Origin of the sequence: Mesorhizobium sp. M0910, assembly GCF_040319465.1 — a bacterium.
Taxonomy (GTDB): domain Bacteria; phylum Pseudomonadota; class Alphaproteobacteria; order Rhizobiales; family Rhizobiaceae; genus Mesorhizobium.
This window is the reverse complement of sequence record NZ_JAMYNZ010000001.1, coordinates 449,170-464,760: the sequence shown is the minus strand read 5'-3', so window position 1 is coordinate 464,760 and position 15,591 is coordinate 449,170. Positions and strand designations below refer to the sequence as shown.

The following is a 15,591-nucleotide window of genomic DNA, read 5'->3' as shown; positions in this document are numbered from 1 at the left end:
ACGAACCATGCTCTACGCGATCCTCTGCTATGCCTCTGAAGACGTCGTCTGCTCCTGGAGCAAGGAGCAGGACGATGCCGTCATGGAAAAACTTCTGGGTGTGCAGGAAAAATATGCCCAGGCGGGCCGCCTTGGCCCGGTGGCGCGGCTCTTGCCGACGACCGCGGCGACGACGCTGAGGAAGGTCAAGGGCGAATCGATCGTCATCGACGGCCCGTTTGCCGAAACCAAGGAACAGTTCCTCGGCTTCTACACGCTCGAATGCGCCGACCTCGATGAGGCGGTCGACTTCGCGCGTGAGCTTTCCGAGGTCAACCCGAGCGGCGGCTCCTATGAAATCCGGCCGGTCTCGCTCTTCAATCCCGCCAAGGTTTCCGCATGACCGAACTCGCCTGGATCAGCACGGCAATCAGCACCGCTCGCCCGCAGGTGATGGGGGCATTGCTGCGCTACTTCCGCGACCTCGACGCGGCGGAGGAAGCATTCCAGGACGCCTGCCTGAGGGCACTGAACAACTGGCCGAAAAACGGCCCGCCGCGCGATCCGGCAGCCTGGCTGATCTTCGTCGGCCGCAACAGCGGCATCGATGCGGTGCGCAAGCGCGCCAAGCAGGCGCCGCTGCCGGAGGAGGACCAGATCTCCGACCTGGAAGATGCCGAGAGCGACGTCGCCGAGCGGCTGGACGGGGCGCATTACCGTGACGATATTTTGCGGCTGCTGTTCATCTGCTGCCATCCCGACCTGCCGGCCACACAGCAGATCGCGGTGGCGTTGCGCATCGTCTCCGGCCTGACGGTCAAGCAGATCGCGCGCGCCTTCCTCGTCGGTGAGAGCGCCATGGAGCAGCGTATCACGCGCGCTAAGGCGCGCATCGCCGACGCCGGGGTGCCGTTCGAGACACCGGGAGCGGTCGAGCGCTCCGAACGCCTCGCCGCCGTCGCCGCCATGGTCTACCTGATCTTCAACGAAGGCTATTCCAGCAACAGCGGCGAGGCATCGGCGCGTGCGCCGCTTTGCGAAGAGGCGATCCGGCTGGCCCGGCTGCTGCTCAGGCTGTTCCAGACCGAGCCGGAGATCATGGGGCTGACGGCGCTGTTGCTGCTGCAGCATGCACGCGCGCCTGCCCGCTTCGACGAGAACGGCGAGATCGTGCTGCTCGAAGACCAGGACCGCAGCCTGTGGAGCCGCAAGATGATCGATGAAGGCCTGGCGCTGGTCGATAAGGCGTTGCGCCATCGCAAGCCCGGTCCGTACCAGGTGCAAGCTGCGATCGCCGCACTGCATGCGCGGGCGGAAAAGCCCGAGGATACGGACTGGAACGAGATCGACCTGCTCTACGGCTTGCTCGAGCAGATGCAGCCGTCGCCGGTGGTGACGCTCAACCGCGCCGTCGCGGTCTCCAAGGTGCGTGGACCGGAAGCCGCACTCGACATGATCGAGCCGCTGGAGGGGCGGCTTTCCGGCTATTTCCATTTCTTCGGCCTCAAGGGCGGACTGCTGATGCAGCTTGACCGCGGCGAGGAGGCGCGCGTCGCTTTCGACCGCGCCATCGCGCTTGCCAATACGGCCGCCGAGGCAGCGCATATCCGCATGCATATCGACCGGCTGATGAAAGAAGGCGCCAAGCAAACGGCGCATTGATCCGACGCCTTCGCCTGGTTCAACGGTCTGACCTTTGCTTAGACCATGCCGGGGTGGCGATTTTTCCCTGAAACGAGTAATGCCACGCCATGACAGCGCCTGGTGTGCCAACCGGCAGGGGGCGGGTATGGCGCCAGGCTTGGACCGACGCCATATGAGCGACGGGATCTGAAAGGGATGAAAATGACGATTGCGAAGGAAACGGCCGGGCTTCTGGCGAAACTGGGCGTTGCCGAAGGCGCGCTCACGGGCGGCGACCTCATCGTGCGCAGCCCGGTGACCGGCGAGCAGATCGCCGCGCTGAAGACCATCTCGCCGGCCGATGCGGCGACGACCATCGACAATGCCTACAAAGCTTTCCTGGCGTGGCGGCAGGTGCCAGCTCCCAAGCGTGGAGAACTGGTACGGCTGCTCGGCGAGGAATTGCGCACACACAAGGCCGAGCTTGGCCGGTTGGTATCGATCGAAGTCGGCAAGATCCCATCCGAGGGTCTTGGCGAAGTGCAGGAGATGATCGACATCTGCGATTTCGCCGTCGGTCTTTCCCGGCAACTGTACGGCCTGACCATCGCCACCGAGCGTCCCGGCCATCGTATGATGGAAACCTGGCATCCGCTCGGCGTCGTCGGGGTCATCTCGGCCTTCAACTTTCCGGTCGCGGTATGGTCGTGGAACGCAGCACTTGCGCTGGTCTGCGGCGACGCGGTGGTGTGGAAGCCGTCCGAGAAGACACCGCTGACGGCGCTCGCCTGCGAAGCGATCTTCAAGCGTGCAGCAGAGCGTTTCGGCGATGCGCCGAAGGGGCTGGCGCCGGTTCTGATCGGCGATCGCGCCGTCGGCGAGATCCTGGTCGATCATCCCAAGGTGCCGCTGGTCTCGGCGACCGGCTCGACGCGCATGGGCAGGGACGTCGGACCACGGCTGGCGAAGCGCTTTGCCCGTGCCGTGCTGGAGCTCGGCGGCAACAATGCCGGCATCGTCTGCCCGACGGCCGATCTCGACATGGCGCTCCGCGCAATCGCCTTCGGCGCCATGGGCACGGCCGGCCAGCGCTGCACGACGCTCAGGCGCCTGTTCGTGCATGAGAGCGTCTACGACCAGCTCGTTCCGCGCCTGAAGAAGGCCTATGGAAGCGTCTCGGTCGGCAATCCGCTGGAGACAAGCGCTCTGGTCGGCCCGCTGATCGATAAGGCTGCCTACAAGAATATGCAGAAGGCGCTGGAGGAGGCGGCTTCGCATGGCGGTAAGATAACCGGCGGAATGCGGGTCGAGAACGGCCATCCCGAGGCCTACTATGTGCGTCCGGCGCTGGTCGAAATGCCGCGGCAGGTTTCGCCAGTGACGGAGGAGACCTTCGCGCCCATCCTCTACGTGATGAAATATTCGGACTTCGACGCCGTGCTAGAAGAACACAATGCGGTGGGAGCGGGGCTGTCATCGTCGATCTTTACCCGCGACCTGCAGGAATCCGAGCGCTTTCTTAGCGTCGACGGATCGGACTGCGGCATCGCCAACGTCAATATAGGCACGTCAGGGGCCGAGATCGGCGGCGCCTTCGGTGGCGAGAAGGAAACCGGCGGCGGCCGCGAGAGCGGTTCCGATGCCTGGAAGGCCTATATGCGGCGCGCTACCAATACGGTGAACTATTCCAAGGCGCTGCCGCTTGCGCAGGGCGTGTCGTTCGACATCGATTGAAATGCCAGACCTCCGTCGCGGCGGCGCCAAGGCCGCCACGACGGCGTTCGGCTTGCGGTTCAGCTGGCGTCGGGAGTTACAACACAATTGTCGAAGGCTGAATCGATGATGGCGAGCTTGACCGCCTGGGCGGTCATGTATTCCTGATAGAACTCGCTCGACACCCACATGACCGAATGACCGCGCTGGCCCAGCCAGCCGATGCTGCCGAGTTCCTCCGCATCGCGCAATTTGCGTGAAAGGTGGGTCCGGGAAAGCTTGAGCCAGTTCGCGAAATCTCCGATTGAGACGACACCGGTCGGAATTCGGTCCAGGTCGGCATGATCGGGATCGACGCCGGACATCAGCCAATCCATCACGATGCCGCCATTGTCGAGCCAGGTGAACAAGGAAAAAGTCTGTCTTGGCTCGCGCACGGCATGCGACGAAAGCAGGCCGTCGGCCACCAGCGGCTGCAGTTTGGCGAGCACGTCCGGTTGTGCGACGAATGCAGCCAGTCGAGATCCACCGTCCAGGCTGTCCAGCGTTTTCAGATGAGCCATGACCCAGCCGGCAACCGTCTCCAGAGTGCCCGCGACCGGCTCAAAGGGGCGGATGCGCCCGTATTTAATCGGCAGATGCCGGATGAAACCGTAATGCAGCATCTCCTTCAGGAAGGCATCGGCGGTGTTGCGGCTGGCCACCGAATGCCGGCGGATTCCGTCCATGAACCGTGCGGACGTAAGTCCCTTGCGATGGTCGTCCGGCTCTCGATCGAAATACAAGGCAAGGCCGATATGGGCCATCAGCCAGCGTTGTTGCGTGGCGAACACCGAAGCCAGCCGCGGGTTCGCTTCATAGGTCTGGAGCAGCGCCCGCGACTGAGCCTGGACGTGCCGACGCAATGCCGGATGGCTGGCAATATCTTCAGAAACCAGCGCCATCCCGCCGAGCCCAACCAAATTTGCAACTGGAAATACCGGTCACAATTTCAGCCTTCGCGGACCGTGTCCAGAGCCGGCACATCAGGATACGAGCTGAATCCCGCCGGCTAGCAATTACGCGACTTGGTCGCCGAGGATGCGATCTCGCGAGGCGCTGATCTTGCCGCGCGAGACTAGCCTGCTTGAACCCATAATGGTGGCTTCGCCTGGCCAGCCCGCATTCCCCGACGGCGAGGCGGAACCAACACCAGTTTTGCTCGTTGAAGAACGCTGATTGGACTGAGACAGTGAGGAATTACAAAATGGAGAATGGGCTTTTCGCCACGCCGCCTGCAGCGTTCCGAAAAACAGAGTCGGTTTGGCTACGGGCGCTCAAGTGGCTGTTAAGCCGGGTGCGCAGGGCCTCCGACAGCTCCGGAACCATGTTGAAGCCAATCCTTGCTGGACCGGAGGATGGCGGGGTCCACTCCGCCTCGACGCGTTTGAGCCGATCTCGACGCGTTTGAGGCCGACCGCGCTGCGATTTTGACTCCAAAAGTAGCCGCTCACATATTTTTTCTTTTTATGGCCGCCGCCGCAACCTCGCCCATAGCCGCTTCGAAGGCCGGCCACGGCGGCGTGTCGGCCTGATGCAGCAGGCGGGAACCATCGGGCAGGCTTGGCTATTAGATACAGGCGGCTGCTGGTCTGCCGGGCCAGGAGCCATTGCTTATGATCATCGATCCCCCACCGAAAAGCGCCATCCCGGCATCAGTTCCGTCGGTCGATCCAAAAGCCGCCCCGACGCCTCGCAACGCCGAAGCGGAGGTCTTTTATATCGAAGCGATCCGCGAGCTTGTCGCGACCGGCATCCCCTTTCTCGTCGCCGGCACCTATGCCGTAAGCGCTTATACCGGGATCACCCGCCCGACCAAGGATCTGGACATTTTCTGCAAGGCCGGCGACTGCGCGCGCATCCTCGCCCATTTCAAGCAGATCGGCTACGCCGTCGTGGTCGAGGACGACCGGTGGCTGGGCAAAGTGTTCAAGGGCACGCATTTTTTCGACGTCATCTTCACCTCGATGAACGGCACAATGCCTGTCGACGACCAGTGGCTGGAGCATGCTCGCCAAGCCGAATTGCTGGGCAGCCAGGTGCGGATCATCGGCCCAACCGAGCTCATCTGGTCCAAATGCTTCATCCAGGATCGCGGCCGCCACGATGGGGCCGACGTCGCGCATACCATCCTCAAGGCGCACGACCAGATCGACTGGCAAAGGCTGCTTTCCTACATGGAAGTCCATTGGGAAGTTCTGCTGATGCATCTCTTGAACTTCCGATGGATCTATCCGACGGAGCGCGACCGGGTGCCCGCGTGGCTGCTCGACGAACTGCTTGACCGGCTGGCCAAGCAGCGCGAATTGCCGCCTTCCCGGATGCGGATCTGCCGCGGGCGCATGCTTTCACGAACCGACTATGAGATCGACGTCAAGCAATGGGGCTTTGCCGACGTCGGCGGTGAAGGAGAATATAGCGATGGCTGACGGGCTCGAATCTGCTTCGGCAAAGGCGGAAAATGGCGGCACTCTCAAGGTCGCCGCCATCGGCGATCTGCATGTCGGCAAGGAGGACCAGGCCTCGTACCGCGACCTTTTCGGCGAGATGTCGCGTGAAGCCCAGGTTCTCGTGCTGACGGGCGACCTTACCAATCTCGGCAAGCCTAGGGAGGCCGAAATCCTTGCCGAGGAACTGCGTGCCTGCACGATCCCGGTCGTCGCCGTGCTTGGCAACCACGACTATGAGTCGGGCGCCGTCGAGCAGGTTACCGATATTCTGCGCCAGGCGGGCGTTCACCTCCTCGACGGCGAGGCGACAGAGATTCACGAGGTCGGGTTCGTGGGGGTCAAGGGTTTCGTTGGTGGTTTCGGGTCGCGCATGCTCGGCTCCTTCGGCGAACCGGCCATCAAGTCGATGGTGGCGGAAAGCGTGAACGAAGCGATGCGGCTTGAAAACGCGATGCGGCAGGTCCGCGCCAAACGCACGCTGGTCGTTCTGCACTACGCGCCTGTCGTCGAGACGGTCGAAGGCGAGCCGCTGGAGATCTTCCCGTTTCTCGGTTCGTCACGTCTGGCCGAGACGATAGACCGGTTCCAGGTCAGCGCGGTTGTGCATGGTCATGCGCATCGCGGCGCTTACGAGGGCCGCACGCCGGGCGGGGCGTCGGTCTATAACGTTGCCATGCATGTCGCCAAGCCGACCGGCCGCCCCTACGCCATGCTCGAAATCTGACAGGCGGCGCCACTGGCGCAGGCAATCGCAGTACACACTGCAGAACGATCACGGCAATTGCCGGCTAAAAGCCGTCCGCTTCGGTGGAATGTCGTTTTCATCCGGGTTGGGAACGGGGTCCTCGTCGGGGAGCCTGTCGGGGTCCGGCTCACGCACGGGCTTGGGATCGGGAATGGGAGGCGGTGGCACCGGCGTCGGTATCGGCTCGGGTGTGGGAATAGTGGCCATCGTAATCATCTCCTCTTGGCGCAGAACAACGCAGCGGGTCGGCTGGTTCCCGGCTTGCGCGTTTTTGGAAAACCACACCGTCGCACTTGCCGGTCAGCCCATTTCGGGATTCGGCTGGCTGCCACCCGACTTGCTTGACCGCAGCAGCAGCGCCAGCGGAACCAGCAGGGCGGTTGCCACCGCGCAGTAGCGGAAGACATCGACATAGGCGAGCAGCGTTGCCTGGCGGGCGATCAACTGACCAAGCCAGCCGATCGCCTGCTGCTTCGCCTCGACCATCGGCGAACCCTGGGCGACGAAATGCTCAGTCGCCTGCCGAAGCGCCTGCTGATAGGCGGGCGACGATTGCACGGTGTGGCCGACCAGATTCGATTGATGGATCTGGGAGCTTTGCGAAATGACGGTATTGGACAGCGAGACGCCGATGCTGCCGCCGATATTGCGTGCAACGTTGATCAGCGCCGATGCCTGGTTGGTCTTCTGCGGGGGCAGGCCGACATAGGCCGCGGTTGAAATGGGAATGAACAGGAACGGCAGCCCGACCATCAGGAAAACACGGGCAAAGGCAAAGAAGCGGAAGCTGGCGTCCGGAGTAAGCGCGGTCATATGCCAAAGGGCCACTGCGACCACCGACATGCCCATCATGATCAGATATTTGGGCTGCACGATGCTGCCTACAAATCCGGACACCGGCATCAAGATCAGCATGGCGATGCCGCCCGGCATCATCGAAAGGCCCGAGAGCGTCGCGGTGTAGGCAAATGTCGTCTGCTGCAGCTGCGGCACGATCTGGGTGGTGCTGAACAGGATAGCACCGACCGCCATCATGACCAGGAACGCCGTGCCGAACTGGCGCGTGAATAATAGGCGCATGTCGACGACCGGATCGCTGCGACTGATTTCCCATGGGATAAGCAGCAGGAACGCGATCGCGGAAATCACTGCGAAAGTGGTGATGAAATTCGAGTCGAACCAATCGTAGCGCTGGCCCCGGTCGAGAAAGATCTCCAGGCACCCCAAGGCTATCGCGACCAGGACGAAACCGACCCCATCGATCTTCAGGCCGCCTTTCAGCCGTTCCTTGCGTTCGCGTTCGAGTACGTCCGGTTCGACCAACAGCCACTGCACCAGCGCCAGCGACAGGATGCCGAACGGCACGTTGATGAAGAAGATCCAGTGCCAGGAGAAATGGTCCGTCAGCCAGCCGCCGATCGTCGGCCCGACCGTCGGTGCGACGATGACCGCAATGCCGTAAAGCGCGAAGGCCTGCGAGCGCTTTTCTGGCGGGAAGGTATCGGCAAGGATCGATTGCTCGCTTGGCGCCATGCCGCCGCCGCCGAGTCCCTGAAGGACCCTGAACAGGATGAGCAGTTCCAGGTTGGGCGCCAGTCCGCACAGCAGCGACGCGACGGTGAAGGTCGCAACGCAGAGCATGTAGTAGCGCTTGCGGCCGATGACGTTTGCCAGCCAGCCGCTGACCGGGATGATCACCGAGTTGGCAACGAGATAGGTGGTAATCACCCAGGTGCTTTCGTCCATTCCGGCCGCCAGGCTGCCGGCGATATTGCGCAGGGCGACATTGGCGATCGAGGTGTCCAGCACCAGCATGAAAGTGGCGATGGAGACGGCGACGGCGATAAGCCAGGGATTGTGCGTCCCGGCGGCGGATCGGCTTTCGCCCTGATTTCTGGCGGTTTCGCCGTTCATCGCACCTTGACCGTCGGCACCACCGACAGACCTGGACCGAGAAGCACATCCGGCGGCTTGTCGAAGACGATCTTGACCGGCACGCGCTGCACCACCTTGACGTAATTGCCGGTGGCATTTTCAGCCGGCAGGAGGCTGAAGGCGGTGCCGCTGCCGGCCTGGATGCTGTCGACGCGGCCATGGAAGGACTTGTGCGGGTAGGCGTCGATGTCGATGTCGACCGGCTGTCCCTGCCGCATCAGATCGAGCTGCGTCTCCTTGAAGTTGGCCTTCACCCAGACCTCGTCGGGAACGAACATCATCAATACCTGGCCGGGTTGGGCGTAGGTGCCGTTCGCGGCGGAAATGCTCGTTGCGCGCCCGGCTGCGGGTGCTGTGATAGTCGTGCGCGACAGCGTCGTGCGGGCTTGCTCCTGGCTGGCCTTGGCCTGCTCGAGCTGAGCCTCGGCGCTCCTGGCCTGTGCCTGCAAGACCGAAACCTGGCTTTTTGCCGAGGCGACATTGGCCTCGGCGCTGTCCAGCGCGGCCTGGTCCTGACGCAACGTCGATGCCGCCTGCTGCGCCTGCTGCTGCGTTGCCGTGCCCCTTGCCAGGAGTTCGCGGTTGCGTTGATCCTCGGCCTTGGCGAAATCCAGCGCTGCCTTGGCCTGGGCAACCTGCCTCTGGGCAGCGTTCACCTTTGCGTTTTGAGCCTCGATCTGGGCGGTGACATTGACGATTGCGGCCTCGGCCGCAGCGACGCCGGCATCGGCCTGCTTCAGGTTTGCCTGATAGTCGCTGTCATCGATACGCAGGAGGACATCGCCGGCCTGCACATGCTGATTGTCGGTAACCGCCAGCTCGGTAACGCGACCGGCTATTTGCGCGCCGATCGTCACCGTGCGCGCGTCTATGAAGGCGTCGTCGGTCGATTCGTACTGGCGAGCGTTCAGCCACCAGATCGCGATGCCTGCCGCGCCGAGCAACAGCGCAAGTGCTATCGCTGCGACCGCATAGGGATGGCGCCTGGGAAAGCCGAGCAGACCGGCCTTTCGCTGCGAGGCATTCCCGTCGGGCTTTTCCTGCCGGGGCTGTGCCGATCGCCCACGAGATTCTCGCACCCGGGCCGGTTGCTCCCGAGTTTCATTTACAGGCTCGACGTCTCGTTCGACGCTTTGAGGCTTCGTGTCCAACGGAATTGCTTTCAAGACTGATATTGCAGCCGCCGAAGCGAACGCAAAGCCAAACGGCAAGCTTCCGCAAAAGTTCCTGTCCGGAATGCGGTGGTCGGGTTAACGGGTCGACATCGAACCCACCGAGCGGTGCCGGCGCGTTCGAACTAGAGCGCCGTTTCACCGGGCAGGTGATTCATATGCTTCATGTTGCGGCGGTCCGGCCTTGTCAGCGCTCCACGGCGCGATAATTGCTCATAAAGGCGTGGGCAAATTCACCTGTCGACAGGAGCCGACCATGAAACATCAAACACTCGACCAACTGCAAGCCGTCGCGGAAGTTGAGTCCTTCGCGGCGTATCCGGCGATGACTCGAAACCAGCGGATTGAACGTTGGGCGGAACTTCTCGAACAAAACCCGACGCGATGCCTTGGGGCGCTTCCAGGCACCGAATATATGAACAGGGAAGCGCGCGACAGATCGCGTGGTGCTGGAACGCCGCTCACCGTCGCCTTCGAGGATCCGGTTCTGCGTGCCATGGGGCTGAAGGACGATACCTATGGTGAGGCAAAGCGCTTCTTCGAACTGAGCGATCGGCAGTTGCACCAAATCGTTTGCCATTGCCATGTCGGCGCTACGATGCAAGCGCGATGGGCCGCTGCCAGGGTGCGCGGGATAGTCCGCGGCAACAGATTTGTTGCCTGGTTGAAGGCATTGATCGCGCATTGACGCGGTACGAGGGACGGCGGAACACGCGTTCTTTCCGCGCCGTGGAGAGCGCTTCCGAACTTGGAAGGGCACGTGCCACGTCGGGCCGCGCAGATTGTGAAAGTCCTCGACGCTTGGCTGCGCCTAGTCGCGGCCATGCGTCCGTTTTGATGCGAGAATTTGAGTTGGCCCGCCGCAAGTGAGAGCCGTCGTCCGACCGGCGTTCGAGCGCAGTCGAGGCAGGTGCGATCTGGCTAGGATGGACCCGCGACCCTTCGACGTGGCTAACGATCGATTTCTCCGAACACGATGTCGAGCGAGCCGATGATCGCGGCAACATCGGCGATCATATGGCCTCGGGACAGGAAATCCATCGCCTGCAGGTGAGCGAACGAAGGTGCGCGGATCTTGCATCGGTAGGGAACATTGCCTCCGTCCGACACGAGGTAGACGCCGAACTCGCCCTTCGGCGCCTCGACGGCGGCATAGACTTCACCGCTCGGCACGCGAATGCCTTCGGTGTAGAGTTTGAAATGGTGGATCGTCGCTTCCATCGAGCGCTTCGTCGTGGCACGCGGCGGCGGCGTGATCTTGTGGTTCGGGATCGCGACCGGTCCCTGGCCTTCGGGTGAGCGCAACTTTTCCAGGCATTGCCGCATGATCCGCACCGACTGGCGCATTTCCTCCATGCGTACGAGATAGCGGTCGTAGCAGTCGCCATGCTTGCCGACCGGAATATCGAAATCCATCTCCGAATAGCATTCGTATGGCTGCGCCTTGCGCAAATCCCAGGATGCCCCCGATCCGCGCACCATCACGCCGGAAAAGCCCCAGGCCCAGGCATCATCGAGGCCGATCACGCCGACATCGACATTGCGCTGTTTGAAGATGCGGTTCTCGGTCAACAGCTCGTCGAGATTGTCGCAGACCTTGAGGAACGGATCGCAGAACTTCCAGATGTCGTCGAGGAGTTCCGGCGGCAGATCCTGATGCACGCCGCCGACCCTGAAATAATTCGCGTGCATGCGGGCGCCGGACGCGCGCTCATAAAAGACCATCAGCTTCTCGCGCTCGGCGAAACCCCAGAGCGGCGGCGTCAGCGCGCCGATGTCCATGGCTTGCGTGGTGACGTTGAGGAGGTGCGACAGCAGCCGGCCTATTTCGCAGAAAAGCACGCGAATGAGCTGTCCGCGTTTCGGAACCGATATTTCGAGGAGCTTCTCGGCGGCGAGACAGAATGCATGCTCCTGGTTCATCGGCGCGACGTAGTCGAGCCGGTCGAAATAGGGCAAGGCCTGCAGGTAGTTCTTGTATTCGATGAGCTTTTCGGTGCCGCGATGCAGCAGGCCGATATGGGGATCGGCGCGTTCCACGATCTCGCCGTCGAGTTCGAGCACCAGCCGCAGGACGCCGTGAGCGGAGGGATGTTGTGGCCCGAAATTGATGGTGAAGTTGCGAACTGCAGCCTCGACCATGACAGTCCTCCGCGATCAGGCGGGCTTTGGTTCCGTGCCGGAGCCGGCTTGTCCGCTTTCAGCCGCTCACGTCGTCGTCTGGATGATCAGCGTCAGCGTGCCGTCGCCGTCGATATTGGCCGCCACGACCTGCGTGGAATTGAGCCCGTTCGCCGCCAGTGCCGATGCCGCCTGCGGCGATGCGTCGATCGAACTTTGCAGGATGCGCAAATCCTCGGCGCTGGTCTGGGTGACGACGGCCTCCGCCTGTGCCTTGATGTCAGGAGGCAGATCCTCCATCGCCACGATTGTCACTGCGGTGAAATTCTGGGCGGAGAAGGCATCGTCCGGTGTAGCCTGGTCGGGAGTGGTCCCTTGGGGCGTGGCTTGCTCCGGCAAGGTTTGCGGCGCCGTCGGCGGCACAGGGGCAAGCTCTGGTCCCACGGATTGCGCATAGACCGGCGAGGCAAGGGCCAGTGCCGAAAGTGTGGCAATTGTCGTCGATAGGCGCATGGCCGTTTCCTTCCGTTTGCTCAGCGGACGATCAATTCGGTGACGACAAAACCATCGTGTCGAAATATGGTTCCGTGACTGAGGTGCTGTCTTGTACTGAGTGCTGTCTGGCCGAAAGCCGTGATTGTCGCGGAGAGCAGGGCGCGAAATCCGGCGTTGCCTGTCTCAGGCAGCGGCGTGGCTGCGATCGGGCTGCGGCCAGCGCTGCAAGGCTTCACGGCCCTGGGCGGTCAGTTCGTAGATCCCGCGATCGGTGCGCGCGAACCAGCGATACACGTTGTGCAGCAGAATCTTAGGTGCGTTCGGCAGGTTGGGCTTCAAGTCACGCGGCCGTTTTGGGCCGTCGGCGAGTGCTGCGGCGCATGCCAGTGCCTGCTGGCGATAAGCGGTCATGATCGGCGCACGTGAGCCGCCGCCGGCGACAGGATCGCCCTGCCGACGCCGATGTTCGTCGATTAGTTTCGAGCGGCGCCGGGGATCCCGACGCGGGGCCAATGCCGTCGGGCTGAGCAGCACCTGAACCTCGCCGTTCGGTCGCACGCCAAGCAGGCCAAAGCCGAGCCGACGGCAGAGATTGCGGTATCTCACGTCACTCTCGCGGCCCTTGCCGCGGGCCGACATGCATGCCGCGAGCCAGACCTCGTCGCTCGCCGCCATACGGTCGACGCCCTGGAGGATGAGCTCGAGATTGAACTTCAGCTTCAGCTCGCAGATGACGACGATCGGTGGAGAGTCGGCACTCAGCGCCAGCAGATCGCAGCCGCCGATCTCGCCCTTGACCATAAATCCCAGGCCTTCGAGGAAGGCCTTGACCGGGCTGTAGAGTGAAGTTTCGAGCATGGGCCTTTGTTGGCTGCGAATCATCCCGCCGATCGGCGGTTCAGCGCGATGATCGCTCTTTGCCGTTGAACAGGAGGTAAACGACGGCCAAACAAATGGTCAGAGCAGTGCCGCGGCCGCTTGCGAATTTGGTATGCTGGTATAATGTGTACCTGAGGTAGCATGCTCCGCGTGGCTGCGCTGGACATCCGGGCGCCCGAGACATCGTCCAGGCATCGTCATTTGAGCGGCGGCTTCCCCGCGTTTTTTAATCCGCCAGCCGGCGGCAATGTGCATACAAGTCAATGAGATGACGATCGGTAGGGCCGTCGTTGGAATTCAGGAGTAACGGACATATGACAACGATTGCGCTGTTTGGTGCAGGCGGCAAAATGGGTTACCGTCTGGCAACCAATTTTCGCGGATCTTCGTATACGATACGCCATGTCGAGGTCAGCGACGCCGGCCGCGAGCGGCTGAAGTCGGGCCTCGGCATCGATGCCGTCAGCGCCGATGAGGCGCTTGATGGCGCCGATGTGGTGATCCTGGCTGTGCCGGACACGCACATCGGCAAGGTTGCGGCGAGTATCGAGAGCAAGCTTGCGTCAGGCACGATGGTCGTCGTGCTCGACGCCGCGGCACCTTTCGCCGGGCATTTGCCGAACCGGCCGGATCTGACCTATTTCGTCACCCACCCCTGCCATCCGCCGATCTTCAACGATGAGACCGACATGGCGGCCAAGAAGGACTATTTCGGCGGCGTCAAGGCCAAGCAGCATATGGTCAGCGCCTTGATGCAGGGACCGGAGGAGGATTTCGCCAAGGGTGAGGCGATCGCAAAGATCATCTGGGCGCCGGTCATGCGCTCCCATCGCGTCACTGTCGATCAGATGGCCCTGCTCGAGCCCGGCCTTTCGGAAACGGTATGCGCTTCGCTGCTCGTCGTCATGAAAGAGGCGGTCGACGAGGTGGTGGCGCGCGGGGTCGACAAGCAGGCGGCGCTCGACTTCCTGCTTGGTCATATGAACGTGCTTGGCGCCGTCATCTTCGGCGAGACCAAAGGCGTGTTCTCCGACGCATGCAACAAGGCGATAGAGTTCGGCAAGCCGGTTCTGATGCGCGACGACTGGAAACGGGTGTTCGAGCCGGAGGAGATTGCCGCGAGCATTCAGCGCATCACTTGAGGGCAGTGACGCGTCTTCGGAACATGTCACCTGAAATTGTCATTGACTCATTATACCAGTTGCCTTAGCTGTTCGATGGATCGGACCGTCAAGCTTCGCAGCAGGCTCAGGGGCCAGATGAGTGGGGGGTAGTGGGAAGCGATCCGTCGAAGTGAAGCCGGCAAAGGCTTGTGAATCTGACGCGACCCGCCACCTACGGCCGGCTAGCGAAATCGAATGCATATAGCCTTGGGACAAGGCGCGGATTTTCAACGGGAGGAATACATGAAACTGACACGCAGAATGACGCTTGCGGCTTTCGCCGGCATGCTGGCGCTTGGCACCGCCGCGCCCGCCTATGCGGCGGATTTGATCGCCATCATCACGCCCTCGCATGACAATCCGTTCTTCAAGGCGGAAGCTGTCGGCGCGGAGGCCAAGGCCAAGGAACTCGGCTACGAGGCGTTGGTGCTCGTCCATGACGACGACGCCAACAAGCAGTCCGAATTGATCGATACGGCGATCGGCCGCGGCGCCAAGGCGATCATCCTCGACAATGCCGGTGCCGACGCCACAGTCGCTGCGGTGCAGAAGGCCAAGGACGCAGGCGTTCCTTCCTTCCTGATCGATCGCGAGATCAATGCCACCGGCGTTGCCGTCGCGCAGATCGTCTCCAACAATTATCAGGGCGCCCAGCTCGGCGCGCAGGAATTCGTCAAGCTGATGGGCGAGAAGGGTAATTTCGTCGAGCTCGTCGGCAAAGAATCCGACACCAATGCCGGCATCCGCTCCAAGGGTTACCACGACGTCATCGACGACTATCCGGACCTGAAGATGGTGGCGCAGCAGTCGGCCAATTGGAGCCAGACCGAGGCCTACTCAAAGATGGAATCGATCCTCCAGGCCAATCCGGACATCAAGGGCGTGATCTCCGGCAACGACACGATGGCGATGGGCGCCTATGCGGCACTTGCCGCTGCCGGTCGCAAGGACGTCATCGTCGTCGGCTTCGACGGGTCGAACGACGTGCGCGACTCGATAACTTCCGGCGGCATCAAGGCGACGGTCCTGCAGCCGGCCTTCGCGCAGGCACAGATGGCGGTCGAGCAGGCCAACGACTTCATCAAGAACAAGAAGTCTCCGGCCGAGGAAAAGCAATTGATGGATTGCGTCCTGGTCAATGGCGACAATGCCGCCGAGCTGGAGACATTCGCGCTCACCAACTGAGCCGGCGTAACATCAAGCGCAAGGGACGAGCTCCGGTTCGTCCCTTGCTTCCATTTCGCCCTTGCTTCCATTTCTGGGTGCTCCTGACCACC

Annotated in this window: 15 protein-coding genes; 8 read left to right on the top strand and 7 right to left on the bottom strand. The window is 62.2% G+C overall.

The features are described from left to right. The first annotated feature begins 7 nt into the window (after positions 1–7). The 3 genes from NKH78_RS02350 to amaB all read left to right on the top strand — a co-directional run bounded on the left by NKH78_RS02350 (position 8) and on the right by amaB (position 3,336). Entirely contained in the window at positions 8–382 is a 375-nt protein-coding gene (locus tag NKH78_RS02350) for a YciI family protein (RefSeq protein WP_254817007.1), read from the top strand. After that, on the top strand, positions 379–1,641 hold the full coding sequence (locus NKH78_RS02345; protein ID WP_352736962.1) for an RNA polymerase sigma factor: 1,263 nt from the start codon (positions 379–381) through the stop codon (positions 1,639–1,641). Before NKH78_RS02350 ends, NKH78_RS02345 begins: the two co-directional genes overlap by 4 nt. A gap of 183 nt (positions 1,642–1,824) precedes the next feature. Next, positions 1,825–3,336, top strand: a complete 1,512-nt coding sequence (gene amaB, locus NKH78_RS02340; protein WP_352689998.1) for an L-piperidine-6-carboxylate dehydrogenase — start codon at positions 1,825–1,827, stop codon at positions 3,334–3,336. Between the two features lie 59 nt (positions 3,337–3,395). On the opposite strand, the gene NKH78_RS02335 is transcribed toward amaB, so the two are convergent. Further along, complete coding sequence (locus NKH78_RS02335) at positions 3,396–4,259, bottom strand: hypothetical protein (RefSeq protein ID WP_352689986.1); 864 nt, start codon at positions 4,257–4,259, stop codon at positions 3,396–3,398. Positions 4,260–4,970: 711 nt separating this feature from the next. On the opposite strand from NKH78_RS02335, the gene NKH78_RS02330 reads away from it, so the two are divergent. Then, complete coding sequence (locus NKH78_RS02330; RefSeq protein WP_254817010.1) at positions 4,971–5,783, top strand: nucleotidyltransferase family protein; 813 nt, start codon at positions 4,971–4,973, stop codon at positions 5,781–5,783. Next, the gene (locus NKH78_RS02325; RefSeq protein ID WP_352478321.1) at positions 5,776–6,528 is read left to right on the top strand and encodes a metallophosphoesterase family protein; all 753 of its coding nucleotides are present in this window, start codon (positions 5,776–5,778) and stop codon (positions 6,526–6,528) included. The genes NKH78_RS02330 and NKH78_RS02325 overlap by 8 nt, the downstream gene beginning before the upstream one ends. Before the next feature lie 48 nt (positions 6,529–6,576). On the opposite strand, the gene NKH78_RS02320 is transcribed toward NKH78_RS02325, so the two are convergent. The 3 genes from NKH78_RS02320 to NKH78_RS02310 form a co-directional block, all read right to left on the bottom strand. Further along, complete coding sequence (locus NKH78_RS02320) at positions 6,577–6,756, bottom strand: hypothetical protein (RefSeq protein ID WP_352736961.1); 180 nt, start codon at positions 6,754–6,756, stop codon at positions 6,577–6,579. Between the two features lie 93 nt (positions 6,757–6,849). Then, on the bottom strand, positions 6,850–8,463 hold the full coding sequence (locus NKH78_RS02315) for a DHA2 family efflux MFS transporter permease subunit (protein ID WP_352736960.1): 1,614 nt from the start codon (positions 8,461–8,463) through the stop codon (positions 6,850–6,852). Beyond that, positions 8,460–9,563, bottom strand: coding sequence for an HlyD family secretion protein (locus NKH78_RS02310; protein WP_352736959.1), 1,104 nt, complete (start codon positions 9,561–9,563; stop codon positions 8,460–8,462). The genes NKH78_RS02315 and NKH78_RS02310 overlap by 4 nt, the downstream gene beginning before the upstream one ends. Positions 9,564–9,912: 349 nt before the next feature. Between NKH78_RS02310 and NKH78_RS02305 the strand changes: the two genes are divergently transcribed. Beyond that, positions 9,913–10,344, top strand: coding sequence for a hypothetical protein (locus NKH78_RS02305; protein ID WP_352737027.1), 432 nt, complete (start codon positions 9,913–9,915; stop codon positions 10,342–10,344). A gap of 263 nt (positions 10,345–10,607) precedes the next feature. Here the strand turns inward: NKH78_RS02305 and NKH78_RS02300 are convergent, their stop codons facing one another. The 3 genes from NKH78_RS02300 to NKH78_RS02290 form a co-directional block, all read right to left on the bottom strand. Continuing rightward, positions 10,608–11,798 carry an NADH-quinone oxidoreductase subunit D gene (locus NKH78_RS02300; protein ID WP_352736958.1) on the bottom strand — a complete coding sequence of 397 codons (1,191 nt, stop codon included), beginning with the start codon at positions 11,796–11,798 and terminating at the stop codon, positions 10,608–10,610. Between the two features lie 66 nt (positions 11,799–11,864). Next, positions 11,865–12,290 (bottom strand): hypothetical protein, encoded by a 426-nt coding sequence (locus NKH78_RS02295; RefSeq protein WP_254817016.1) that lies wholly within the window; start codon positions 12,288–12,290, stop codon positions 11,865–11,867. A 165-nt stretch (positions 12,291–12,455) separates the two neighbouring features. Beyond that, positions 12,456–13,130 carry a DUF2161 domain-containing phosphodiesterase gene (locus tag NKH78_RS02290; protein ID WP_352478434.1) on the bottom strand — a complete coding sequence of 225 codons (675 nt, stop codon included), beginning with the start codon at positions 13,128–13,130 and terminating at the stop codon, positions 12,456–12,458. Between the two features lie 335 nt (positions 13,131–13,465). Here NKH78_RS02290 and NKH78_RS02285 point away from each other — a divergent pair, with 335 nt between their 5' ends. Together NKH78_RS02285 and NKH78_RS02280 are read left to right on the top strand one after the other, a co-directional pair. Further along, positions 13,466–14,293, top strand: a complete 828-nt coding sequence (locus NKH78_RS02285) for a phosphogluconate dehydrogenase C-terminal domain-containing protein (protein WP_352736957.1) — start codon at positions 13,466–13,468, stop codon at positions 14,291–14,293. A 264-nt stretch (positions 14,294–14,557) separates the two neighbouring features. Continuing rightward, the gene (locus NKH78_RS02280; RefSeq protein WP_352736956.1) at positions 14,558–15,499 is read left to right on the top strand and encodes a D-ribose ABC transporter substrate-binding protein; all 942 of its coding nucleotides are present in this window, start codon (positions 14,558–14,560) and stop codon (positions 15,497–15,499) included. Positions 15,500–15,591: the final 92 nt, after the last annotated feature.